Origin of the sequence: Pandoraea pnomenusa (genome assembly GCF_000767615.3) — a bacterium.
Taxonomy (GTDB): Bacteria; Pseudomonadota; Gammaproteobacteria; order Burkholderiales; family Burkholderiaceae; genus Pandoraea; species Pandoraea pnomenusa.
In genome coordinates this window covers 3,112,509-3,135,978 of the sequence record NZ_CP009553.3, presented here as the reverse complement: position 1 = coordinate 3,135,978, position 23,470 = coordinate 3,112,509, and the positions used below count along the sequence as shown (strand labels likewise).

Below are 23,470 nucleotides of genomic sequence, written 5' to 3'. Positions count from 1 at the left end.
GACTGCCGCGGAACGCGTCGATACGACGGATAGTGCACGACGCGACGTTGGCTCACGCGCCCGTTCGACACGGGTGACGTGTCCGGTGACGCGCGACGGGGGGATTCGATGAAGCCAGTCCGTCTACCTTCGTATACGACAGAAAATGCGACTTCTTAAGGTTTCCGTCGGACAGACGGGGCGGAATCGCGACGGACTCAGGGCGAAAATTCCGACATTCGGGTCAGACGAATCGCACCGCGTAGACGGGGGGCAGGTGCGCGGTGAGGCATTGCCATCGTTCGCCGGCGTTATCGCCGATCCACAGGGCGCCGGTCGTCGAGCCCATGGCGAGGGTGCGGCCGGTGGCGTCGATGTCGAGACCGTGGCGATAGACGAGATCGTAGGAGGGGGTCTCCGGAAGTCCGTGCGAGAGCGAGGTGAACGACTCGCCGCCGTCGCGCGTGCGGGTCACGACGAGCCGGGCGTCGACCGGCATGCGGCAGGCGTCGCGTTGCGCGGGCACGAACCACGCGACGTCGGGGTCATGCGGATCGACGGCGACCGCGAAGCCGAAGCTCGACGGTGACGCGTGAATGCGCCGCCATGTCGTGCCGTAGTCGAGCGTGCGGAAGATGCCGTTGTGGTGCTGCGCCCACAAGGCGTTGGGGGCGTCGTGGCATTGCACGAGCCGGTGAACGTCCTGCGCATTCGGGTCGAGACGGCGCTCGGGTGGCATGTAGTCCGCCTCCATGCCGGATGCGGCGAGCGCCCAGGTACGACCGTCGTCGCGCGTGCGCCAGACGCCGCCCGTCGACACCGCCACCATGACCTGCCGGCTGTCACGCGGGTCGATGCAGATCGAATGGATACCCGCATGATCGTAGCCGCCGCCCATCCAGTCAGCCCGTTCCGGACGGTCCCACAGGCCGCGCACCAGTTCCCAGTGCCGGCCGCGGTCGCCCGAGCGGAAAAGACCACCGGGAATGGTACCGGCCCAGAGCACGCCGGGCGCGTCGGGGCCTGCCGCTTCCAGCGACCAGAGCAGATCGACGGAGGGCGCCCGGGTTTGCGACTCGTGTGCCGGTGTCGCGGTCTCCGCACGATTCGCGGTGGGCGCGACCCATGATTCGGGCTGCGCATCGTCCGGCGCGAACGCGGGCGGCGCAAGCTCGGTCCACGTGCTCGCTTCGCGCTCGCGGCACCAGAGCTTCACGCCGAAGTGCCCCAGATTGAGCGCCGCATAATCGGTGCCGTCGCGCGCGTCGTGCATCACCATGCTGACCGGTTCGCCCGGGAAATCGGGCGTGCTCGACGTCAATTGCCAGATGTCTGCCGTGCGCTGCCACGTGAACAACCCCTTGCGGGTCGCGACCAGCAGTGTCGCTCCAATGACATGTTCCACGATCTGCCTCCTTGGCGCGCGCAGGCCGCCGAGGGCGTCATCCGCCCGAGAGCGCCTGCGCGACATAAACGCGGCTGGCGGCATTCAGTGTGTCGCTCAGCGCACTGCGGTCGCGGATCAGGCGACCGTCGACGAAGACCGCCACATGCGCTCGCAGGCGTCCCTGATCGTTGAACAGGTAGCCGCGCAATGCCGGGGTTGCGCCGACGCAGTGCGCCAGCGCGTCGCGCACCGTCGCGCCGTCGACGTCCTGTTCGTCGACAGACACGTGACGCTGGATTGCAGGTGCGAAAGTTACCGTCGCCATGGCGTTGCCGTACGGAAGTTGCCGAGGCCGATGGACCCGGCCATGAGGCCGAGGCCGGGGTCAGGGTGCCAGTGAGACCGCGCGTGTGAGGCTTTCAGTGTAGACAATGAGGAACGCCCGCACACCGGGCGTCGTGCGAATGTTGCGTGTTCGCAGCGCTATGTTGCTCCATAAATAACGCGGATTGCGTTCTATTTGGCCCATCTGGAGCGTATTTGGTGCCCTTTGCATGACGCGTGGCGAGTCTCGGTGCGTGTGGAGCGTGGCCACGGGGTGTGGCATCGCATATCGGACACTCCCCAACCCCATTGACCTCGTTATTGTTCACCATTATCGGAGTGCCCGCGCGCGCAGTGCCGCAGGCGAATTTCGGGAGGGAGTGATGGCCAGGAGCCGAGGAAAGGACATTGGAATGGGGCGCCTGTCGGAGGCGGTGATCAGGCGTCTGACGCGATTGCATCAGAAAGCGGGGGGCAATGCCGCCGATGCGCCGGCGGTGCGACGTCCGCCGGACGTGGCGAAATGCGAGGGCTATTTTTTGTGGAGCGCGCGTCAGGCCGGATTCATCGGCCGACACGACGGCGCGCTTTCCGGGGGCGGTCGTCAGTTTGTCGCGTGCACGGGGCAGGCGAAGCGGTATGCGAGCGTGGAGCAAGCCAGAGCGGCCGGCGACGGCGTGGTGGGGGACGTCCTGGTCATGTATGGTTACGCCGCCAACGGCCCGCTTTACATCGTCGGGCGTTGACTGCGTGAGGTCATGGGGCGCGGGTGCCGCGCTGGACGTTACTTGCCCAGTTCGTGGCCAATGACACCGCCGACGACGGCGCCGCCGATCGTGCCGGCGGTACTCCCACCGGTTGCCTCGTGACCGATGACGCCGCCTGCGGCTGCGCCACCTAGCGTGCATCCGAAGATGGACGTGCCCATGGTCAGTGCGGCGAGAACCACCAGAATCGACTTCGCTGCTTTCATGATGCGTCTCCTTTGACGGGCTCGCTGCATCCGACGCAACGGACAGCAGCGACATGGAATCAGCATAGCGTGCGTCTCGAGCGCGGACTATCGGTGGCGACTGAATCGCGTGTAGGACATGGACGACAGTGGGGCGTGTGCCGGTGTCTGCGATCGGCCCATGGTGTGCGGGGCGCGCCACGTGCGAGCGGACGTCGGAGAGTGAATATCGCGGTGCATTCGCGGCGGAGGTGGCGCGCGGAACGCGAGGCGGTGCGAAAGCGGGGGGCGAGACGGGGGAGTGTCCGCGTGGAGAAGCAAAAAGCCCGCCGAAGCGGCGGGCTTTTTGTCGAATGGCTTGGTGGGGCGTGAGTGACTCGAACACTCGACCTACGGATTAAGAGTCCGCTGCTCTACCAACTGAGCTAACGCCCCGGTGCTACCGGGAACAAAAAAGGCTGCAAGCGGTGCAGCCTTTTTGATGTGGTCTGGTGGGGCGTGAGTGACTCGAACACTCGACCTACGGATTAAGAGTCCGCTGCTCTACCAACTGAGCTAACGCCCCGATACAACCGGGAATAAAAAAGGCTGCACGGCGCAGCAGCCTTTTTCAAAATTCGTTTGGTGGGGCGTGAGTGACTCGAACACTCGACCTACGGATTAAGAGTCCGCTGCTCTACCAACTGAGCTAACGCCCCAACGAGACCGAGATAATATCGGCTCTTCCGCATGGGGTCAACCCTTAATGATGAAAATCCGCAAAATGGCTCAGGCGAGCAGCGGGACGAGCTCGAAGGCGAGCACCGCGAGCACGGCGCCGACCACGACGAGCAGCGAACGCCAGCACATTCGCAGGGTGCCTTTGCAAGGCATGGCGCCGACCGCGATCGCACCGAATACCGCGATCGCGAACATGGTGACGAGTTGGGCGTTGGAGAGGTTGGGCATGAGCATCGTCGAATCTCCCTGCCTGGATTACGCGATGTGGAACGCGCTTCAAGTATAGAAAGCGGCACTCTCCAAGCAAAGCGGCGCGGCAACCGGGATTTCCCCAGTGGCCGCGCCGTGCGTGCTTGCGTTACGAATATTCCGATGCGTTGCGTTCCTCGGCTGCCGTGCCGGCGTTTCGCCAACGTCTTGCCCGGATTCTACGATTCGAAGTTACTCAGGCAGATCGAGAATCAGAATGATGGTCCATGCGTCCTCGCCTTCGTGGTGGTACTGACGCTCCACCACGATAAACGGTTGCTTCTTCTCGCCCTGGCCGAGGAACAGCACGTCGCCTTCGGCCGGCATGCATTCGATCGGCGGCAACGCGAGAGGGGTGCCCTTGGGGACGAGTCGCTCGGCCTTCTTGGCCGCACGTTCGGTCCACTCGATATCGAATTCGATCTGACTCACCGGATGATCCTGTCTATGCAAATTGAAACGGCTGCATGGTAGCACGCAGTCCGGGCAGGTCGCGACAAGTGAAGGGCAACGCCCGAGGTCGGTGTCGGAGAAGAGGTGACGCAGCACAGGCCGGCGATGCCGTCCGGCCTGTGCGCGTCATGCCGCGCCACCGGGGTACGGCGACACGGCGAGGGGCCGCAAGCGCACGGCGATGCCGTGCCGGGCGCAGTTCAGGGGTTCGAGTGCCGCATCTCGCCGCTCTCGCGGGCGCGGATCAGTTCCTCGTACACCTGTGCACGTGTCTTCGTCGACGCGCTGGCGCGATCGGCGAACGCCGGGTATTCGTAATCGTTTTGCGGGATGAGGCCTTGTGCGCGGGCTTCGGCCAGTTCCGCGCGTACCTTCTCGCGCGATACTTGCGATGCCGGTGAAGCGGATGAAGTTTGTGCGATCCAGGCGAGCTGCGGACCTTCAGGGTACGCGTCGCTGGTGCGGCCTGCCTGTGCAAGGGCAGTTCCAGTTCCGGCGGCGGTGATCAGCACGGCCGACATCAGGGCTGAGGCAATGCGTTGGCGATTCATGATGAGGTTTCCTGTTTTCTTCGACTGCGGGCGGGCTGTGCATCGGTACCGGCACCCTGCTGGAGCAGGTGCGGTAGGCATTGCCTGTGGCCGTTGAAAGCAGGATAGGCTTTCGGCTATCGCAGAAAAACAGCGATTGCGCCAAGGAATCATTACGTAAATCGCAACAATGGGCCCTTGTGTAGCCCTAAGCGAGGCGAAAAAAACGCCACCTCGAGGGTGGCGTATTCGTTCCCGATGCAGCGGCGCTGCGCGGCCCCGGGGCCGCGTGGTGCACTCAGCGCGTGGCGATCGCGACGGCGGCGCCGGCCATGACCGTGCCTGTCGCGCGATTCAATCGCCGCACCGCGCGGGCCGAGCTTAGCAGTCTTCGCGCCCGCGCGGCGAGCGCGATGTACGAGCCGAACACAATGGCGAGCACCGCGAGTGTGACGCCGACGACTTCGACGTAACCGAGTGCCGTGACGCGTTGCAAATCGAGCAGGTTGGGCAGCAGGGCGAAGTAGAAAACGACGACCTTGGGATTACCCATCGTCACTGACAGGCCGCCAAGGAACAGGCGCCACGATTGTTCGCGCGGCGCGGCGCTCAACGGCTCGGCGGGGGCGCTGGCGGGCGCGTGCCACATCTTCCAGGCGAGATACAGGAGATAGGCGGCACCCGCGTACTTGATCGCCAGGAAAACGCCCGAGAACGTGTGCGCCAACGCGGCCACACCGAGCACGGCGAGCGTGAGCCAGACAACGTCGCCGATCGCGACGCCAGCGGAGAAGGCGATCGCGCCTTGCGTGCCGCGTCCGAGCACGCGCGCCACGATTGCGGCGATGCCCGGGCCGGGCGTACCTGCGCCCACGAACAGCGCCAGGGCGAAAGTCAGCAAATGTGTCCAGTCCATCGCGGTGTCTCCTCGCGGTGATGACGATCGGAATGATTCGAAAGGGGGGCGCTTACCGGACGCCGACGCTTACCCGTGCGCGCGATGACAGTGCACCAGGCGGGGCGGGCGTCTCAGGCGCCGATCCACGGCAAATTGCGGAAGCACCAGCCGCTGACGTGCTTGCGGTGGCCGGCGCTGTCCTTGTCGCCCTCGAAGCCTTCGAGGATGTCGAACGACTTCGTGAACCCGGCTTCGTAGGCGACCTTGGCAGCCGCCTTGGAGCGCGCGGCGCTGCGGCACAGGAACAGCAGCGGTGCATTCCTGTCGGGGGCCTGCGACGTCAGCTGCTCCAGAAAATGCTCGTTGGGCACGCCGCCCGGATACCGCACCCATTCGACGTTAGCGTACTGGCCGTCCGGCACTTGCGGGCGGCCCACCCAGTCGAGTTCGGCGCGGGTGCGCACGTCGATCAGACGCACGTTCGCGTCGGCATTGAGCAGCGCCATCGCTTCTTCGGGCGTCACCGCCCCGGCGTAGGCGAGTTGTCCGGTGGCACGGCGTTGTTCGGCTTGTTCGAGAATGGCTTTGGCGCTTGTCATATTGCTGTGATCTCGCTGGTCGAAGGTCGTCCTTCATTCTAGCGTGCACTTTACGGGAGGTGCGCATTCCGTCAATCGGACAAATGTCGCCCGGCGGTGGTCGGGAGGCGGACGTGCAAAGGCGTGGCGCGGTAATGCGCATCCGGACGGTGCGAGTCGCTGCACAACTTCGGTTCGTCGGTAACCGATGGCGGCACCGAAAAGGTGCATAATCTCTGAATGCACCATATCGGTGATGTTTTGGGGCGTGACGCACCGAAATGGAGAATCGCGGTCCACAAGCGGGAATTCGGCGCTGGTCGCACCAGAATCGAATATTTCCTTAGAAATCAGTGGGTGAGGATGATGCGACGCGGGTCGGTGCCACGTTGGCACGCTTCCTGCTTAACACAGGCGAATCCGAACACGGAGTTCGTTAAGAGGGTGCGGCGACGCGGGCGATGAGCGCCAGCAGCGCCAGATTGAATCTTTCGGGAGATAGCATGAGCAAATCTGTGGCAGATGTGATGAATCTGGTCAAGGAAGAAGACGTCAAGTTCGTCGACTTCCGCTTTACCGACACGCGCGGTAAGGAACAACACGTCTCGGTGCCGGTGTCGCACTTCGACGCAGACAAGTTCGAGAGCGGCCACGCTTTCGACGGTTCGTCGATCGCAGGCTGGAAGGGCATCGAAGCCTCGGACATGCTGCTGGTGCCGGACGCGAACACCGCGTACGTCGACCCGTTCTACGAAGAAAGCACGCTGGTGCTGACCTGCGACGTGATCGAACCGGCCGACGGCAAGGGCTATGACCGCGATCCGCGCTCGATCGCCAAGCGCGCCGAAGCGTATCTGAAGAGCACGGGCCTGGGCGACACCGCCTTCTTCGGTCCGGAGCCGGAATTCTTCATTTTCGACTCGGTCCAGTGGAAGACCGACATGTCGGGCACGTTCGTGAAGATCAACTCGGAAGAAGCCCCGTGGTCGTCGTCGCAAGACTTCGAAGGCGGCAACACCGGTCACCGTCCGGGCACGAAGGGCGGCTACTTCCCGGTCGCTCCGGTCGACACGTTCCAGGACATGCGCTCGGAAATGTGCCTGTTGCTCGAGCAACTCGGCGTGCCCGTCGAAGTCCACCACCATGAAGTGGCAGGCCAGGGCCAGAACGAAATCGGCACGAAGTTCTCGACGCTGGTCCAGCGCGCCGACTGGACGCAGATCCTGAAGTACGTGGTGCACAACGTGGCGCATAGCTACGGCAAGACGGCCACGTTCATGCCGAAGCCGATCGTTGGCGACAACGGTTCGGGCATGCACATCCACCAGTCGATCTGGAAGGACGGTCAGAACCTGTTCGCCGGTAACGGCTACGGCGGTCTGTCGGAGTTCGCGCTGTACTACATTGGCGGCATCATCAAGCACGCCCGTGCCCTGAACGCGATCACGAACCCGTCGACGAACTCGTACAAGCGTCTCGTGCCGCACTTCGAAGCGCCGGTGAAGCTGGCCTACTCGGCCCGTAACCGTTCGGCCTCGATCCGCATTCCGTACGTTGCCAACCCGAAGGGCCGCCGCATCGAAGCGCGCTTCCCGGACCCGATGGCCAACCCGTACCTGGCATTCTCGGCCATGCTGATGGCCGGCCTGGACGGCGTGCAGAACAAGATCCACCCGGGCGAGGCTGCCGACAAGAACCTGTACGACCTGCCGCCGGAAGAGGATGCAAAGATCCCGACCGTGTGCGCGAGCCTCGAACAGGCCCTCGAGTATCTGAACGAAGACCGCGAGTTCCTCACGCGCGGTGGCGTGTTCACCGACGGCATGCTCGATTCGTACATCGCACTGAAGACGGACGAAGCGCGCCGTGTGGCCATGACCACGCACCCGCTCGAGTTCGAACTGTACTACTCGCTGTAATCGAATCGCTGCGCAGGGAATGCGCCGGCATGACGGAACGCCAGCGGCCGACCGTCATGCTCGACATGCAAGGGGGATGGCCGCGGCCGTCCCCCTTTTTTATCCGTCGCCGCAAGGCGTATTCCTGCGTAGCGGGTCATGAACCTATCGCCTCGATCCTTGATGAAAAGTGTCCGCGCTGGTGCGAAACCGACCGCAAGTCCGCGCGCGCCTGCCACTGACGATTCGCCCTCCGGCGTCGGCGCCGCGCCTGGCCAGGCGCCGGCGTTGCCTGCGAGTGTCGATCCGTGGGAGGCGAAGCTCGCGGCCACCGGCATCCTGCCCGGCCTCGAAGCCTTGCCCACCGTGTTGCTCGTGCTCGAAAAGCACTCGCTGCGTGTCGTCTTCGCGAACCCGGCGGCCGAGGCCCTGCTCGCGCTCTCGCGCCGTTCGCTGTCGCAGATGACGTGGAACGACGTGTTCACGAACGGTGAGGTGCTGGCGTCGACGATGGTCGACCTCATCGCCAACCGCTTTCAGACCACACGCCTCGATCTGGTGCTCGAGCGCACCGCGCAGGAGCCTTTGCACACGCATGCGATCGTCGCGGCCCCCGAGTCGGCGCCCGATTTCGTGATCGTCGAGCTGATCGAGAACGAGCAGAAGCTCAAAAACGAGCGCGAAGAACGCATCATCGATCAGGCGCTGATGAACAAGCAGCTCATTCGCAATCTGGCGCATGAGATCAAGAATCCCCTGGGCGGGATTCGCGGGGCGGCGCAGTTGCTGGAATTCGAGCTCGATCAACGCGAGTTGCGCGAGTACACGCAGGTCATTATCAAGGAGTCCGACCGGTTGCAAACGCTGGTCGACCGCCTGCTGGAACCTCACCGGCACCCGTATATCGCCACCGACGTGAACATTCACGAAGTCTGCGAGCGAGTGCGCTCCGTAGTGCTCGCGGAGTTCCCGCAGGGTCTGTCGATCGAGCGGGATTACGACGTGAGCCTGCCCGATTTTCGCGGCGACAAGGAGCAACTCATCCAGGCGTTGCTCAACATCGTGCGCAACGGCGCGGAAGCCTTGCGCGAGCAGATCGCGCGCGGCGATGCACGCATCGTGCTGCGCACGCGCGTGGCGCGAAAGATCACGATTGCCAAGCGACTGCACAAGCTGGCATTGGAATTGCATGTGATCGACAACGGGCCTGGCATTCCCGCCGACATTCGCGATCGCATCTTCTACCCGCTCGTTTCCGGGCGCGAGGGAGGAAGCGGTCTGGGACTCACGCTGGCGCAGTCGTTCGTGCAGCGTCACGACGGTCTGATCGAATGCGAAAGCCGGCCCGGACGGACGGATTTTCGAATCCTGCTGCCCCTGGGCTGATTCGGCCCTCACGCCGTTGGCCGTAGCACCTGCGGCCGGGCATAGACGTTACACGGTGAACAATGAAGCCGATCTGGATAGTAGACGACGACCAATCGATTCGATGGGTGCTGGAAAAGGCGCTCACGCGCGCCAACTTGCCGGTGCGCAGCTTTACGGGCCCGCGCGAGGCGAGCGCGGCACTCGAGCACGACTCGCCGCAGGTGCTGGTCTCGGACATCCGCATGGCGGGCGGGTCCGGGCTCGAGCTGCTGCAAACCGTGAAGCAGCGGTATCCGGGCCTGCCGGTCATCATCATGACGGCGTTCTCGGACCTCGACAGCGCGGTTGCCGCGTTTCAGGGCGGTGCGTTCGAGTATCTGGCCAAGCCGTTCGACGTGGATCGCGCGGTCGAGCTGATCCTGCGCGCGGTCGAAGAAAGTCTGCGTGAAGCCACGGATGATGAGCGCATCACCGAAGAACCCGAGATTCTCGGTCAGGCGAGCGCGATGCAGGACGTGTTTCGCGCCATCGGGCGCTTGTCCCACTCGAGCGCCACGGTGCTGATCACCGGCGAGTCGGGCTCGGGCAAGGAACTGGTCGCGCGGGCGCTGCACCGGCATTCGCCGCGCGCATCCGGCCCGTTCATTGCGCTCAACACGGCGGCGATTCCCAAGGACCTCCTGGAGTCCGAACTGTTTGGTCATGAGCGCGGTGCGTTCACGGGCGCGCAGGCCACACGTCGCGGCCGTTTCGAGCAAGCCGAGAGCGGCACCCTGTTTCTCGATGAAATCGGCGATATGCCGCTCGATCTGCAAACGCGGTTGTTGCGCGTGCTTTCGGACGGCAATTACTACCGCGTGGGCGGGCACAGCCCGATCAAGGCGAATGTGCGCGTCATCGCCGCCACGCACCAGAATCTTGAAGACCGCGTGCGTCAGGGCCTGTTCCGCGAGGACTTGTATCACCGGCTTAACGTGATTCGTCTGCGCTTGCCGTCGTTGCGCGAGCGCAGCGAGGACATCCCGCTGCTGGTGCGCCATTTCCTGCAAAAGAGCGCGCGGGAGTTGGGCGTCGAGACCAAGCGCATCAGCGAGGCGGCGCTGGCGCATCTGACGCGCTTCCCGTTCCCGGGCAACGTGCGCCAGCTGGAAAACCTGAGCAACTGGCTGACGGTCATGGCCCCGGCGCAGACGGTGGAGATCAAGGATCTGCCGCCCGAATTCCAGACGCTCGCGCCCGCATCGATTTCCGCAGTGGCAAGTGCTCCCGCGTATGCCGGGGCACCGGCCGGGGCCGCGCCCGCGGGCGCTGGCGCTGGCGCGCCCGGTTATGGCGTCGGAGGCGGCGCGTCGGTGTCAGGCGTGGCGGGCATGGCGAACGGGATGCCGATGGCATCGGGCGCGTCCGCGCCTGCCGGGGTGGGCGCGACGCCGGGGGACATGGCCGGCGCGGAGAGCTGGGAGCCGATCTTGCGTCGTGAGGTTGCCCGGCTGTTGCGCTCGGCGTCGCCCGACGTCATGGACCAGCTCACGCGCCGCTTCGAGACGGCCCTCATCAACGAGGCCCTCGATTTCACGCGTGGACGAAAGGTCGAGGCGGCCAGCCGTCTCGGCATCGGTCGGAACACCATCACGCGCAAGATCCAGGAGCTCGGGCTGGAAACCTGAGACGAATCGCGGTAGCCTCGCAGGCTTTACGATCGAGCGACGAGGAGGCCGGGGCATATGGCAAAACGCATTCTGTTGACGGGCGCTACCGGGCAGGTGGGCTGGGAATTGGCGCGTTGCCTGCAGGGTATGGGTGAGGTGCTTGCGCCCGGCCGACAGGCAATGGACCTGCTCGATACCGACAGCGTGGTGCGCACCTTGCGCGATTTCGCGCCCGACGTGATTGTCAATCCGGCGGCCTATACGGCCGTCGACCGGGCGGAGACGGACGAGGCGGCCGCGTACCAGGTCAACGCCGTGGTGCCGGGAATCATGGCCGAAGAAGCCCGGCGCCTCGGCGCGCTCCTCGTGCATTACTCCACCGACTACGTTTTCGACGGCACCTCCACCACGCCGTACCGCGAAGACGAGCCCACCCATCCGCAAAATGCCTACGGTCGCACCAAACTGGCCGGCGAGGCCGCCATCGCGGCCAGTGGCGCGAATCATCTGATTCTGCGCACCAGTTGGGTCTACGGGACGCGCGGGGCGAACTTCCTGCTCACGGTGCAACGGCTCGCACGCGAGCGTGACGAGCTGCGCATCGTCGCCGATCAGCAGGGCGCGCCGACCTGGTGCCGAACGATCGCCGAGCTGACCTCCCAGGTATTGGTGCAGGGCATGGGCGAATCCGGGGTCGACGCCGACTTCTGGCGCGAGCATGGCGGTCTTTACCACCTGACGGCCGCAGGACAGACGACCTGGCACGGCTTTACCGAGGCAATCCTCGACTTGAGCCAACCGGAGAAGCGTCCAAACGTTGTGCCGATTCCGACTTCCGCTTATCCCTTGCCGGCAAAGCGTCCGGCGTATTCGGTGCTGGACAACGACAAGCTGGCGCGTACGTTCGGCCTGCGGGCACCCGACTGGCGCGACGCGCTCGCGCTCTGTCTCGCCTGACCCGCCGCGCCGTTGACGCGCTCTCACGGCGCTGCGTGAAATCGGAAATTCCTTAGCACGCAGCGCTTCGTTCGTTGGGCACTATGGTCGCTTTTTGCGCGCGTCCGAGCGCGTGCGAAGGAGCGATGCAGCATGCCGATTCCCTATGCCGTTTCCCGTTGGGGACACGCGTCGAATGCCGCCCACCCGCGGGATGCAGGCAGTGTTTCCCGCGATCCGGCATTGACCTCCGACGCGACTGCCGCGCCGCCCGAGACGCTGCGGCGCATATTCCTGCGTGCCAATGGCGACGAACGACGCGTGATATCGCTGCAGGTGGCGTGGATGGTTCACGTGTTCAGGCACGATGGCAGGACACCATGCGCTCACGCGTGCGGGCGGCCGAGCGCTGGCGCCGATGCCGTGCGAGGTGACTTGCCCTTCGACAAGGCGGCCCTGAAACGAGCGTGGACCACGCAATTCCCACACCTGTTGGACGATGGCCGGGCCGGGCCGGCCGTCAGGGACCTGATCGCATGGTGTCGCGGGCATCGCGCACGCGCTGGGGCCACGTCGCTCTGGCATTGGCTGCCGCTGGCGGAGAAGGCGGCTGCGGAAGCGTCCGTCTGCGCGACACGCGTCATGCGCGACTGGCCGGCACCGGTGCTTGGTGTTGCGCTGACTCTCTCGAAGTTGCGCAACGCCGCGTTACCCGATCTGCATCTTCCGCGCGCGGATTTGCGCGGACTCGTGGCCCCGGGCGCTGACTTCCGTGGCAGTCATTTCAACGGCGCACGCTGGGACGGCGCTTCGTTGCGCGGCGCGCGCCTGACGTACGCCAACCTGCTTCGCACCGATTTCGAGCGTGCCGATCTTCGCGACAGCTGTTTCCGGGCGACCGATGCCAGCGAGGCGCGGCTGGTTGCGACCGATCTGCGCGGCGCGGTCTTCGTCCATACGGTGGCGCGCAATGCCGACTTCAGCGAGGCCCGATGCGATGGACTGGTGTCGACCAACGCGCAGCTCGACGAGTCGTCGTTTCACCGTGCCAGCCTGCGTGGAGCGTCGCTGACTCGGGGGAGTGCGCACGGCGCGCGGCTAGTGGGTGTGGCGGCGGCCCGGTCGCAATGGACGGCTGTTGCCATGCGCGGCGCGAGGTGGGTAGGCGCCGACCTGCGAGGTGCGGAATTCGGTCAGTGCGATCTACGCGAATCGGACCTGCGGGGCGCGAAACTCAGCGACGTACACTTCGACCGGTGCGATCTCCGTAACGTGCGCTTTGCCGGCGCGACGCTGAAGCGCGTCCGCCTTGGCGCGGGCTGCCAATTGGGCGGCACGCAGTGGCATGGGGCTCGGATTCGACTCGACGACGCGTGGCTGCGACGTTTGGCACCGTCGGCGCTCGAGGGCGTCGTGCAATCTTGGATGACGTTGCCACCCGATCGGCCCGCCATACGTGCGGAGGTCTTCCGGCAATTGTTGATCGCGCTCGGCCCGAAACCCGGCTTGCTGGAAATGGCGCCGGAAGCGGTTCCGCCGATGCATTGTCTACCCGGGCACGTGCGGCATGGCGACTGGCTTGGCGCCTTGCTGACGGCATCTTGCGAAGCGGGGGGGATTGGCGCCCATGAGGCGTTTGCGGTGCTGCGTGGGCAATGGCTGGCACAGACGCTGCACGACCTCGGCGAGACGCCGTTGTCCCGCCAGCGTGCCGAATGGGTCACCGCGCCGCTCGTCGTGGAACTGCATGGGCGATGCCGCCGTGCGGGCGACGAGGTCGGGAAAGCCGTCTGGCCGCTTGCCGGTGCCATCTGCCAGACGCTCCACTGGACGGAAGAGGGCGTAGGCCAGACCGATGTGCGGCACATGAACGCGTTGCGAGACGCCTGGTTCGGCGCGTTGCCGCCAGGCGTCCGCGCTGCATTGTCGGCGGACGGGGGCGATCCGTTCGGCCCCGGCGACTCGGTACTGATCCGGGGAGATGGCGAGGTGGCGGCCCGGTTGCCGAGCGCGCTGATCCGGTGCGTTCTCGGATCGGTTGATGGCGGCATGCCCGAGGCGAGCGACATGTCGCTCGCGTGCGAGACGCTGCCGGGCTGGCGCTGGCGGGGCGTACGGGTCGTGACCCGCGATCCGGATTCGGCGATGGGCTATGGGCCCGGCACCATCGCGCACCTTCGGAGCCTGTTGCGCGAGTTCGGTTTCCTGTCCGGGATCTGGCCGCCGGAACCGCCGCTCGACGCGTTTTTTCGCCTGATGGGGCGTTGGTTCGGCGAAGCAGGCCGGCATCGCGCCGTTTCGGCGTGCACGGAGCAAGGGCTTTCGCGGTCCTCCGAGGCCGTCATGGCTGGCATGGACGGGCCGGAGGCGTCGATGGCCGGCCCTGATGAGCACGGCCGCCTGAGCCTTGCCGACCGCCGCGAAGCGCTGCTGCGTGCTGGACGTTCGCCGGAGCACGCCCGTTGGCTGCCCGCCGCGCAGGCCGACGTCGACGACGTTTTTCGGGACGCTCCCCTATGCCATTCGGGCCTTTTAGGCCTGTCGGCGCACCAAGCGGCGCACGAAGCGGCGCCTGGTCCCGAAGCCGTTCGCCGGGCTCGGTGGGCCGCCCTCGCCGCTGCCTTGAGCTGGCAGGCCACGCAACCGGCGTGGTGTGTCGCACCGGGACGTTCCGGCGACGCGTGCCCGCCAGACGCGCTGGACACCTGCCGCGCATACGCGATCGCCGCGCTCAACGAAACCATGACCGATGCCGTTGCGTCGCGACATTTGCCACAGGCGCTGGCGTTGCGGGCATGCCTGGCCGATCCGGACAGCACGTCTGGTCGCCTGGCGGAACGGTTGGCCGATTGGTTGACGTGCCACGAGGTGAGGCAATTGCCGGCGCTGGCGCAGGCATGCGCACAGACACTGCCGTGGTTCTGGGCCATCCGTCTGCCGCTGCCGGGCCCCCGATATCGCTGATCGACGGCGCCGGCGCAATATCCGACCCCGCTGCCGAGATTGGATGAGCGAGTAATTGACCTGCTTTTTGCCCCGTATTTCGCCCTCGGGCGCCGAGGGGTTTCATGGTAAAAATAGGTACGCGCATTCCGTTGCCTCAAGGGGGCAGCGGTTCCGTCCGGCCGGGGCGTGGGTTTTTCGAAGTCGCCGACATTGGTGGGTTTTGGTCACGGATGCCAGTGCGAAGAGGGTCGCCCAAGACGCGTCCCCGTGCGCGGGAATGCGGGGAAGACCGGAGCCTCGTTCCAGGCTTTCCAGGGGCTCACCCCCTCTCAGGCATCATGCACTCGACTGGTATCGCGTCAGGCTATCCGGGGTTCGTGGCGGTCAACCGTCGCGATCTTGACGCACACGTTCCGCTTTCCTGGCCGTTGTTCGACGCCGATGGCACGCCGTTGCTGGCCGCGGGCGAGCGTTTGCCGTCCGAAGCCGATCTGGACTGGCTGTTTACCATGTTCGCGCCGCACCGGCCGCTGCCCGAGGTCGCGGCGACCGGGGAGGCTGCCGGCCGCACCGAGGCGGCGAACGGTGCATCGCCGCTGGCTGGCGGGGCGTCGACCGTGTACTTGCAGGGTTTGCCGGTGCCGTTGCCGATCGGGGCGTGGGTTCAGGTGCGATTGTCGCCCGAGGATGACACGACGCGCGTGCGGGCTCGACTCATCGGCCGCGCGCCGAACGGCATGCTGATCGTCACGCCACCGTCGTCGGCGCAGTTGCGTTTGCCGGTGCAGGCGGGCGACAAGCTCGCCATGTGGACGTTTCCCGGCGACAACCTCTACGAGTTCACCTGCGAAGTCCACAGCGTGCATCAAGGTCCGTTCGAGTATCTGGTGCTGTCGCGCCCGTCGCAGGTGCGCGAGACTCCGGTGCGCCGCACGCCCCGCGTCGATACGCGTCTGGTGGCGCGCCTGTCGCCGCTCGACGAGTCGACGCGGGCATCGTTCACACGCATGCTGGCCGAACCGCGGGACACGCCCGAATGGCTCGTGCTGGTGCGCGACATTAGTGCCGACGGCGCGGGCATTGTGGCGAAGGCGCCGCTGCCGCCCGATTGTCGGCACGTCGCGTTGCAATTGCGGGTACCGATCGGCGCCGATGTCGTGCCGATCGTCGGTATGGCGGCCGTGCGAAGTGGGGAGGGCCCACGGGCTGACGGAACCTGGGCCTACGGTGTGGAATTCATGCAAATGGACATGCGTAACAAGGCGGCAATCCGCTGCTTTGTCTACGAATCCCGCCTGGCGGACCCGCGCGCCGGTCAGTGATCGGCGCGCGGGCGCGGTTCAGTCCTTGAACGTGGCGACCACCGGCGCGTGATCCGACGGCTGTTCCCAGGTCCGGGGCACACGATCGATTTCGCACGCCGTGCAACGCTCGGCGAGCGTCGACGACACGAGAATGTGATCGATCCGCAGTCCGGCATTGCGGCGGAACGCGCCCATTCGGTAGTCCCACCAACTGAAGGTCTTCTCCGGCTGGTCGAACATGCGGAACGTGTCGCGCAGTCCGAGGCCTTGCAGCCGGGCGAACGCCTGACGCTCCTGAGGCGACACCAGGTTCTGGCCCTCCCATTTCGCGGGGTCATGCACGTCGCGGTCTTCGGGGGCGATGTTGTAGTCGCCCAGCACGGCGAGTTGCGGGTGCCGCTCCATTTCGTCGGAGAGCCAATGGGTAAGGGCGTCCAGCCAGTTGAGCTTGTAGGCGAACTTGTCGGAGCCCACGGCCTGACCGTTGGGGAAATAACCGCAGACGACGCGCACGCCGCCGACGGTCGCCGTGATCAGCCGCTGTTGCTCGTCGGCGAAATTCGGCAAGTTCTTCACGAGATCCTGCGCTTCGCCGACCTTGGCGTGATTGACCAGCAGCGCGACGCCGTTGTACGTCTTTTGCCCCGTGAAGTGAGAGGTATAGCCAAGCGCTGCAAGCTCGGTGATCGGGAAGTTCTCGTCGGTGAGCTTCAGTTCCTGCAGGCACAGCACGTCGACCGGATTGCTGCGCAGCCAATCCTGCACATGACCGAGACGGACCTTGAGCGAATTGACGTTCCAGGTGGCTAATTGCATGAATGTCCTTCGAAGTTGGGCGTCGGGCTCAGCCCTTGGCGGGCGTGGCGTGGCTAGGCTGGTCGGATCCCGCGGCGCTCGCGGCCGGCAATTGCGGCGCCTGCACGAAGTCGTCCAGCGACAGTCCCTTTTCCTTGAGCAAGGCTTCGAGCACCGGTTGCAGGCGGCCAAGGCTTTCCTGCACCGCTTCGCGCACCGTATCGACCACGACCTGCGTGCTGCGCTCGATCTCGATATTCACGCGCGTGCCGGCGACCTTTTCCTCGAACGTCGTCATGCGACGCGTCTCCGGAATGAGCCAGACCTCGAACCAGCCCTCCTGACGGTTGACTTCCGACACCGTGAGGCTCGCGCCGTTGATCGCGATATAGCCCTTGGCGAAAACATACTTGCGAAACGCTTCGGGTATCGCAATGCGCAATACGCGGTTCGTGTCCGACGTGCGCACGCTGATGATCTCGGTTGAGAAATCGATGTGACCCGAAAGCGGGTGGCCGCCGATTTCCGCGCCATCCTTGGCCGCGCGCTCGACATTGACTTGTGCCCCGGCGCCGAAGCCGCCGAGCGTGGTGACGTTCAGGCTTTGCAGAATGACGTCGAACGACGCCGCGGTGGGCGAGAGCAGTTGTGTGACCGTCAGGCACACGCCGTCGACGGAGACGCTCGCGCCCAGGGTGAGGTCTTCACAGAAACCCTCGGGAAACGCCAGCTCGAGCGTGCGCATGCCGTCGCGATCTTCGATGGACGACAGCGTGGCCGTGCCTTGAACAATTCCGGTGAACATCGTGATGTCGGTAAAATGAGGTCGTAAGGGCGATGACGCCGTATTCTACTGCCTCGCGGCGATATGACGCTCGCAACGCGTCGTGCTACGATGCCGCCTTTTCCGCTGTTTCCACCGTTTCCGCCGCTTGTGCCGTTCCGCTGTTTCGCGCGAAATGCATGGTCCGGCGGCGTTTCGATTGATCGATATGGGTTTTGAAGGCTGCCTGCTGGCGGAGAATTTCTACTACTGGGCCGAGACGTCGCCCGCGCCGCAAGGGCAATTCCACGGCGTGGTGCATTTCACCGGCTGGCGTGACGTTGACGACGTCATCGAAACGCTGGATCCGGTGCTTACCCACGTGACCCCGGCGCCATATCGCTGGGCCGGCGACGCCCTCGAAGCGGCTCACGCACTGGCAGCATCGCTGGTGGCCGAGGGCGCGCTCGGGATCGATTGCTGAAAGCCGAAAGCGAAAAGGAAAACGAAAACGGTTCCGCGGGCCGCGCAGGCCCGCCCATCACTGACTGCAACATGACACAGACTAAATTTGAACTTCAGAAGCGCCGCGGTCTGAAGATCGGCGCGGGTGTGCGTCGAGGCCCGCCGACCGGCAAGCAGGTGGGCGCCCAGGGCAAGCGCGGCGCCGGGGGCAGCAAGCTGCTGGGCGCACTGCTCGGCGCACCGGCCGATGACGCGACGCCTGTCGACGCGAACGGGCAGCAGGACAAGAAAGACTGAGCGGGAGCGTGCCGGCAGGGCGCTGGCCGACCCCGGCGGCACGTCGACCGGACGTCGGGCATTTCGGCGTGTGGGCCCGGCGCAACGCCGTCGGCGATGCCGGGCCCGTCTGTCGTCGTGTCGCCCTCGCTTCTGCGCCGCGCCCGGTTCAGGGCACGATCGCCAGGAACAGGAAGGCCGCGAAAAGCACCAGGTGAACGGCACCCTGCAGCACCGTGGTGCGGCCGGTGCCCAGCGTGATCACGCCAACGAGCAGCGTGACGGCCAGCAACACCGTTTCCTTCGGCGCAAGGCCGAGTTCGATCTGCTGATCGAGCACCAGCGAGACCGCCGCTACCGTGGGGATCGTCAGGCCGATGCTGGCCAGCGCCGAGCCCAACGCCAGATTCAGACTCGTCTGAAGCTTATTCGCCCGTGCGGCGCGCAATGCCGCCAATCCTTCCGGCAACAAGACCAGGGCGGCAATCACGATACCGACGACGGCCTTGGGCGCACCCGCTTGCGCGACGGCCTGTTCGACCGCCGGCGAGAGCTTCTTCGCCAACCCCACGACCGCGAGCAGCGCAACGACCAGCAGCCCCAGGCTCAGCACCGCCGTGCGACGCGACGGCGGGGGAACGTGCACCTCTTCGCTGGGCGCCTTGGCGAGGAAGTAATCGCGGTGGCTCACCGTCTGCACGAACACGAACACCATGTACAGCACCAGCGAGATCATCCCTTCGAAGGCCAGTTGCGAGGCCGTGAGGCCCGGGCCGATCACGGAGCTCGTGTAATTCGGCAATACCAGCGTGAGGACCGACAGGGCGCACAGCACCGCCAGCGCGGCGCTCGCGCCTTCCACGTGAAAGCCCTGCGTGTGGTGGCGCACACCCCCGAACAGCAGACACAGGCCGACGATGCCGGTCGACACGATCATGATCGCGGCGAATACCGTGTCGCGCGCGAGACCTGCCTTGTCGGGGCCACCGGAGAGCATGACCGACACGATCAGCGCCACTTCGATGATCGTCACGGCGACAGCAAGCACCAGCGTGCCGAACGGCTCGCCGACCTTGTGGGCGACGGTCTCGGCGTGGTGCACGGCGGCGAACACGGCGCCTGCCAACGCGGCCGCGCACAACACGAGCGCGGCGCCATTGGGCATGAAGCCGGCAATACCCAGGACAACGAGGGCCACGATGGGCATATACATGGTCCAGTGGCCCAGCTTGGCGGTCTTTGAGGAGGACATCGTCGGAGACTCCAGAATTCGGGAAACGGGTGCGGCGCGAGATACGGCGGATCAGGCAACGGCGGGAACATTGCCCCGATGAGAACGTCGAGGCGGCGGACCATGGTCGCAGAAAAATGACACCCCGACAACCGAAAGACGTGGTTCGCGAGCGCGGCGACCCGCCAGTCACGGCGGCGCTGTAAGGCGCATGGCCGCTCGATTTGCACCGCTCACACCCATGACCCTGGTCCGGCATGCACTACGGCATTCCCCGGACAAACGGTGCTGCGTGCGCAGGGACGGCAGGCGCGGCGGGCGAGCGGATGGACGCGCCGCCGTTGACACATCATCAGTGACAAGCGTAGTGTTCCGGTCATTGGTCTTACCACTGAATGCGGGCGTGGGCGGTTTTTCGCTGGCTTGCATCCTCAATACATGTCTTTCGAACCCATCGTGCAGGTTTCCGTCTCGGAGCAGGTCGCGCAGCGCTTGCTCACGATGATCCGCACCGGTCTGCTCAAGCCCGGCCAGCAGTTGCCGCCCGAGCGCGACCTCGCGAGCATGCTCGGCGTCGGGCGTCCCGCGGTACGCGAAGCGATTCGTGGCCTGGCGCTGCTCGGGCTGCTGCGCATCCGGCAGGGCGAGGGCACCTTCGTCGGCTCGCTGGAGATGCGCGAACTGCTCGAGCCGCTCGAGATGGTGATCGAGCTCAATGCGGGCACGCTCGAGGCGTTATTCGATGCGCGTCTGGTGATCGAACCGGGGGTTGCCGCGCTCGCGGCCACGCGGATGCACGGCGCGGATCTGGCGCGCCTGCATGCGCTCGTCGACGACGAGCAGGCGCTGCTGGCGAGCCCCGAGCAGTTTGCCGCGGCGGACATGGCCTTTCATGAGGCGATCATCGACGCCTGCGGGAACCCGTTCCTGCAGAGCATCGCAAACAGCCTTTATTTACTGGGCAAGAAAAGCCGTGGCGTCACGTCGCAGGTGGCCGGTGTATTGGCGCGCAGTCTGGAGGACCATCGAGGGATTCTCGACGCGCTCGAAGCACGCGACCCGGAACATGCGGCGCGGGCGATGCAACGTCATCTCTGTCGCGTGCGTGACGCCTATGCCGCATCGGCCTCGCTGGCCCGGGAGGAGCATCCATGAATGGACGACTGGCGGGCAAGACCGCGGTCATTACGGCAGCCGCGCAAGGCATCGGCCGCGCCACTGTCGAAGCCTACCTGTGCGAGGGCGCGCGGGTGATCGCGACCGATCTCAACGCGCAGACGCTCGCGCAACTCGACGACCATGCGAACCTGTTGCGCCGTCCGCTCGACGTTACCGATCAGGCAGCGGTCGCGGCGATCGCGCATGAACTGGGTGCGATCGACGTGCTATTCAACTGCGCGGGTTTCGTCCATCACGGCTCGATTCTCGAATGCGACGACGCGGCATGGGACTTCTCGTTCGATCTGAACGTCAAGAGCATGTACCGCACCACGCGCGCGTTCCTGCCCGCGATGCTGGCGGCAGGCGGCGGAGCGATCATCAACATGTCGTCGGCCGCGTCGAGCGTGAAGGGCGTGGCCAACCGCTTCGCCTACGGCACGACGAAGGCGGCCGTGATCGGACTGACGAAGTCGATCGCCGCCGACTTCGTCGGCCGGGGGATTCGCTGCAACGCGATTTGTCCGGGCACGGTGGAGTCGCCTTCGCTGCGTGAGCGTATCGCGACACAGGCTCAGGCCGCGGGTGTAACGCTGGCCGCGGTGCGCGAGCAATTCGTGGCGCGTCAGCCGATGGGCCGCGTTGGGTCTCCCGACGAAATCGCCTCGCTGGCCGTGTACCTGGGTTCCGACGAATCCGCTTTTACCACGGGTGCCAGCCATGTGATCGATGGTGGCTGGTCCAATTGATGTCGCAAGGAGATTTGCTTTGAAACTGCTGCGTTACGGCCCGAAGGGCCAGGAAAAGCCGGGCCTGCTCGACGCCGACGGCCAGGTGCGTGATCTGTCCAATGTGCTCGCCGACATCACGCCGGAGACGCTCAGTCCGCAAGGACTGGCGGCATTGCGCGCGCTCGATGTCGCGGCGTTGCCTGTCGTGCGCTCGCCGGGTCGGCTGGGCGTGCCGTATTCGGGGGTCGGCAAGTTTCTTGCCGTCGGCCTCAATTACAGCGATCACGCGGCGGAGGCGGGGCTGGCCGCACCGTCCGAGCCGGTACTCTTCACGAAGTGGGAGAACTGTCTGAACGGTCCGAACGACCCCGTGGTGCTACCCAAAGGCGCCGTGAAGGGAGACTGGGAAGTGGAGCTCGGGTTCGTGATCGGCACCACGGCGCGTTACGTGCCGCTGGAGAGCGCGCTCGATTACGTGGCGGGCTACTGCATCGTGAACGACGTGTCCGAGCGCGAGTATCAGATCGAGCGCGGCGGCACGTGGGACAAGGGCAAGGGTTTCGACACGTTCGGGCCGGTCGGGCCGTGGCTCGTCACCACGGACGAGATTCGCGATCCGCAGCGACTGGGCATGTGGCTGGACGTGAACGGCGTGCGCCGGCAAACCGGCAATACGTCGACGATGATCTTCAACGTGGCCTACCTCGTGCACTACATGAGCCAGTTCGCCACGCTCAGGCCGGGCGATCTGGTGACGACCGGGACGCCGCCGGGGGTGGGCATGGGGCACAAGCCGCCCCTGTACCTCAAGCCGGGCGACGTCATGCGCCTGGGCATCGACGGATTGGGCGAGCAGACGCAGGAAGTCGTTGCGTACGACACGCACTGGCTCGATTGAGCGCGTGCCCGATTCTCGTCATCTGCATCGTGTACGGTGAAGGACGTTGCGCGGCGCGGAGCGTCGCGATCGTCCTCACCTTGAGACCAGACCGTCGCGGGAGCGATTCATCATGGAAGATCTGAAAGGCAAGTTTGTCCTCGTCACCGGCGCCAGCACCGGCATTGGCGCCTCGGCGGCCAGGGCGTTCGCGGCGCATGGCGCGAACGTGGCCGTGCACTACAACCGTTCGGAGGGCAAGGCCGAAGCGGTGGCGCAGGCGGTTCGCGCGCATGGCGTGCAGGCCATGACAGTGGCCGCGGACGTGGCCGACAGCGACGCGGTGGACGCGGCCGTGGCGCGCGTGCTCGACACGTTCGGGCGCATCGATGTCCTCATCAACAATGCGGGCAGTCTGGTCCGGCGAACGCCGTTCACCGAGGTGACGGACGCGTACTTCGACGAGGTGATCAACGTCAACGCACGCTCTGTCGTTGCGTTCTCGCGCGCTGTCGTGCCCGCCATGCGCAGGCAGGGCGGCGGTGCGATCGTCAATGTGACGTCGATTGCCGCGCGCCACGGTGGCGGGCCCGGCGCGCTGATCTACGCGGCGTCCAAGGGCTTCGTGAGCACGCTCACGCGCGGCATGGCCAAGGAGCTCATGCCTGATCGCATCCGTGTGAACGCCGTGTCGCCCGGCGTCATCATGACGCCGTTCCACGAGCAGTTCAGCACCGAAGCGCAGATCGAGGCTTTCCGCCAGAGCATTCCGATGGGGCGTCTGGGCGAGCCGGACGAATGCGCCGGCGCGTTTCTGTACCTCGCGTCGGAGACGCTGGCGAGCTATGTGACGGGGCAGATCATCGAGGTCAACGGTGGGCAGTTGATGGTATAGGCGTCTGGACGACGTCCCCCGCCTGCGAGTGTGCCTCGGGGAGGTGGCGTGGCGAGGGCCGGAGCGCCGGAGCGTCGGAGCGTCAGAGAGCACCGGATTGCCGGTCTG

The 23,470-nt window shown here is 65.5% G+C and carries 24 protein-coding genes and 3 tRNA genes; 13 read left to right on the top strand and 14 right to left on the bottom strand.

The window, feature by feature from the left end:
* Positions 1–223: 223 nt before the first annotated feature.
* A complete protein-coding gene (locus tag LV28_RS37935) occupies positions 224–1,384 on the bottom strand; it encodes a WD40/YVTN/BNR-like repeat-containing protein (RefSeq protein WP_081327007.1) in 1,161 nt (386 codons plus the stop codon).
* Between the two features lie 37 nt (positions 1,385–1,421).
* Positions 1,422–1,691 (bottom strand): MoaD/ThiS family protein, encoded by a 270-nt coding sequence (locus LV28_RS37930; RefSeq protein ID WP_023596391.1) that lies wholly within the window; start codon positions 1,689–1,691, stop codon positions 1,422–1,424.
* A 412-nt stretch (positions 1,692–2,103) separates the two neighbouring features.
* Here LV28_RS37930 and LV28_RS37925 point away from each other — a divergent pair, with 412 nt between their 5' ends.
* Positions 2,104–2,436: a hypothetical protein gene (locus tag LV28_RS37925; RefSeq protein WP_023596390.1), complete on the top strand. Its 333-nt coding sequence runs from the start codon at positions 2,104–2,106 to the stop codon at positions 2,434–2,436.
* A gap of 38 nt (positions 2,437–2,474) precedes the next feature.
* On the opposite strand, the gene LV28_RS37920 is transcribed toward LV28_RS37925, so the two are convergent.
* The 9 genes from LV28_RS37920 to LV28_RS37880 all read right to left on the bottom strand — a co-directional run bounded on the left by LV28_RS37920 (position 2,475) and on the right by LV28_RS37880 (position 6,091).
* Positions 2,475–2,663: a glycine zipper 2TM domain-containing protein gene (locus LV28_RS37920; RefSeq protein ID WP_023596389.1), complete on the bottom strand. Its 189-nt coding sequence runs from the start codon at positions 2,661–2,663 to the stop codon at positions 2,475–2,477.
* 338 nt (positions 2,664–3,001) lie between these two features.
* Positions 3,002–3,077: transfer RNA gene (locus LV28_RS37915), tRNA-Lys, on the bottom strand.
* Between the two features lie 54 nt (positions 3,078–3,131).
* Positions 3,132–3,207, bottom strand: a tRNA-Lys gene (locus tag LV28_RS37910).
* 57 nt (positions 3,208–3,264) lie between these two features.
* A tRNA-Lys gene (locus tag LV28_RS37905) sits at positions 3,265–3,340 on the bottom strand.
* 70 nt (positions 3,341–3,410) lie between these two features.
* Positions 3,411–3,596 carry a hypothetical protein gene (locus tag LV28_RS37900; protein ID WP_023874072.1) on the bottom strand — a complete coding sequence of 62 codons (186 nt, stop codon included), beginning with the start codon at positions 3,594–3,596 and terminating at the stop codon, positions 3,411–3,413.
* A 207-nt stretch (positions 3,597–3,803) separates the two neighbouring features.
* Entirely contained in the window at positions 3,804–4,043 is a 240-nt protein-coding gene (locus tag LV28_RS37895; RefSeq protein ID WP_023596387.1) for a hypothetical protein, read from the bottom strand.
* Positions 4,044–4,264: 221 nt separating this feature from the next.
* Positions 4,265–4,615 (bottom strand): DUF4148 domain-containing protein, encoded by a 351-nt coding sequence (locus tag LV28_RS37890; RefSeq protein WP_048806317.1) that lies wholly within the window; start codon positions 4,613–4,615, stop codon positions 4,265–4,267.
* 277 nt (positions 4,616–4,892) lie between these two features.
* The gene (locus LV28_RS37885; protein ID WP_023596385.1) at positions 4,893–5,510 is read right to left on the bottom strand and encodes a LysE family translocator; all 618 of its coding nucleotides are present in this window, start codon (positions 5,508–5,510) and stop codon (positions 4,893–4,895) included.
* Positions 5,511–5,623: 113 nt separating this feature from the next.
* Positions 5,624–6,091, bottom strand: coding sequence for a rhodanese-like domain-containing protein (locus LV28_RS37880; RefSeq protein ID WP_023596384.1), 468 nt, complete (start codon positions 6,089–6,091; stop codon positions 5,624–5,626).
* Between the two features lie 482 nt (positions 6,092–6,573).
* Here LV28_RS37880 and glnA point away from each other — a divergent pair, with 482 nt between their 5' ends.
* From glnA to LV28_RS37850, 6 genes are all read left to right on the top strand, one after another.
* Positions 6,574–7,989: a type I glutamate--ammonia ligase gene (glnA, locus tag LV28_RS37875; RefSeq protein WP_023596383.1), complete on the top strand. Its 1,416-nt coding sequence runs from the start codon at positions 6,574–6,576 to the stop codon at positions 7,987–7,989.
* A 267-nt stretch (positions 7,990–8,256) separates the two neighbouring features.
* Positions 8,257–9,354, top strand: a complete 1,098-nt coding sequence (gene glnL, locus LV28_RS37870) for a nitrogen regulation protein NR(II) (protein WP_024788533.1) — start codon at positions 8,257–8,259, stop codon at positions 9,352–9,354.
* Between the two features lie 62 nt (positions 9,355–9,416).
* On the top strand, positions 9,417–11,003 hold the full coding sequence (gene ntrC / locus LV28_RS37865) for a nitrogen regulation protein NR(I) (RefSeq protein ID WP_023596381.1): 1,587 nt from the start codon (positions 9,417–9,419) through the stop codon (positions 11,001–11,003).
* Positions 11,004–11,060: 57 nt separating this feature from the next.
* The gene (gene rfbD, locus LV28_RS37860) at positions 11,061–11,942 is read left to right on the top strand and encodes a dTDP-4-dehydrorhamnose reductase (protein ID WP_023596380.1); all 882 of its coding nucleotides are present in this window, start codon (positions 11,061–11,063) and stop codon (positions 11,940–11,942) included.
* A 132-nt stretch (positions 11,943–12,074) separates the two neighbouring features.
* A complete protein-coding gene (locus tag LV28_RS37855; protein ID WP_081326893.1) occupies positions 12,075–14,885 on the top strand; it encodes a pentapeptide repeat-containing protein in 2,811 nt (936 codons plus the stop codon).
* 320 nt (positions 14,886–15,205) lie between these two features.
* Positions 15,206–16,189, top strand: coding sequence for a flagellar brake protein (locus LV28_RS37850; protein ID WP_023596378.1), 984 nt, complete (start codon positions 15,206–15,208; stop codon positions 16,187–16,189).
* 18 nt (positions 16,190–16,207) lie between these two features.
* Here LV28_RS37850 and xth read toward each other — a convergent pair whose 3' ends face one another.
* Together xth and LV28_RS37840 are read right to left on the bottom strand one after the other, a co-directional pair.
* Positions 16,208–16,987, bottom strand: coding sequence for an exodeoxyribonuclease III (xth, locus tag LV28_RS37845; protein WP_023596377.1), 780 nt, complete (start codon positions 16,985–16,987; stop codon positions 16,208–16,210).
* A gap of 28 nt (positions 16,988–17,015) precedes the next feature.
* Complete coding sequence (locus LV28_RS37840; protein WP_023596376.1) at positions 17,016–17,771, bottom strand: riboflavin synthase subunit alpha; 756 nt, start codon at positions 17,769–17,771, stop codon at positions 17,016–17,018.
* A 187-nt stretch (positions 17,772–17,958) separates the two neighbouring features.
* Here LV28_RS37840 and LV28_RS37835 point away from each other — a divergent pair, with 187 nt between their 5' ends.
* Positions 17,959–18,213, top strand: a complete 255-nt coding sequence (locus LV28_RS37835; protein WP_023874077.1) for a hypothetical protein — start codon at positions 17,959–17,961, stop codon at positions 18,211–18,213.
* 71 nt (positions 18,214–18,284) lie between these two features.
* Complete coding sequence (locus tag LV28_RS37830) at positions 18,285–18,491, top strand: hypothetical protein (RefSeq protein ID WP_036656219.1); 207 nt, start codon at positions 18,285–18,287, stop codon at positions 18,489–18,491.
* Between the two features lie 148 nt (positions 18,492–18,639).
* On the opposite strand, the gene LV28_RS37825 is transcribed toward LV28_RS37830, so the two are convergent.
* Entirely contained in the window at positions 18,640–19,722 is a 1,083-nt protein-coding gene (locus LV28_RS37825) for a calcium:cation antiporter (protein ID WP_023596373.1), read from the bottom strand.
* Positions 19,723–20,139: 417 nt separating this feature from the next.
* Between LV28_RS37825 and LV28_RS37820 the strand changes: the two genes are divergently transcribed.
* From LV28_RS37820 to LV28_RS37805, 4 genes are all read left to right on the top strand, one after another.
* Entirely contained in the window at positions 20,140–20,856 is a 717-nt protein-coding gene (locus LV28_RS37820; RefSeq protein ID WP_038617207.1) for a FadR/GntR family transcriptional regulator, read from the top strand.
* On the top strand, positions 20,853–21,608 hold the full coding sequence (locus LV28_RS37815; RefSeq protein ID WP_038617215.1) for an SDR family oxidoreductase: 756 nt from the start codon (positions 20,853–20,855) through the stop codon (positions 21,606–21,608). Before LV28_RS37820 ends, LV28_RS37815 begins: the two co-directional genes overlap by 4 nt.
* Before the next feature lie 19 nt (positions 21,609–21,627).
* A complete protein-coding gene (locus LV28_RS37810) occupies positions 21,628–22,488 on the top strand; it encodes a fumarylacetoacetate hydrolase family protein (protein ID WP_038617217.1) in 861 nt (286 codons plus the stop codon).
* A gap of 112 nt (positions 22,489–22,600) precedes the next feature.
* Positions 22,601–23,362 carry an SDR family NAD(P)-dependent oxidoreductase gene (locus LV28_RS37805; RefSeq protein ID WP_023596369.1) on the top strand — a complete coding sequence of 254 codons (762 nt, stop codon included), beginning with the start codon at positions 22,601–22,603 and terminating at the stop codon, positions 23,360–23,362.
* The last annotated feature ends 108 nt before the right edge of the window (positions 23,363–23,470 follow it).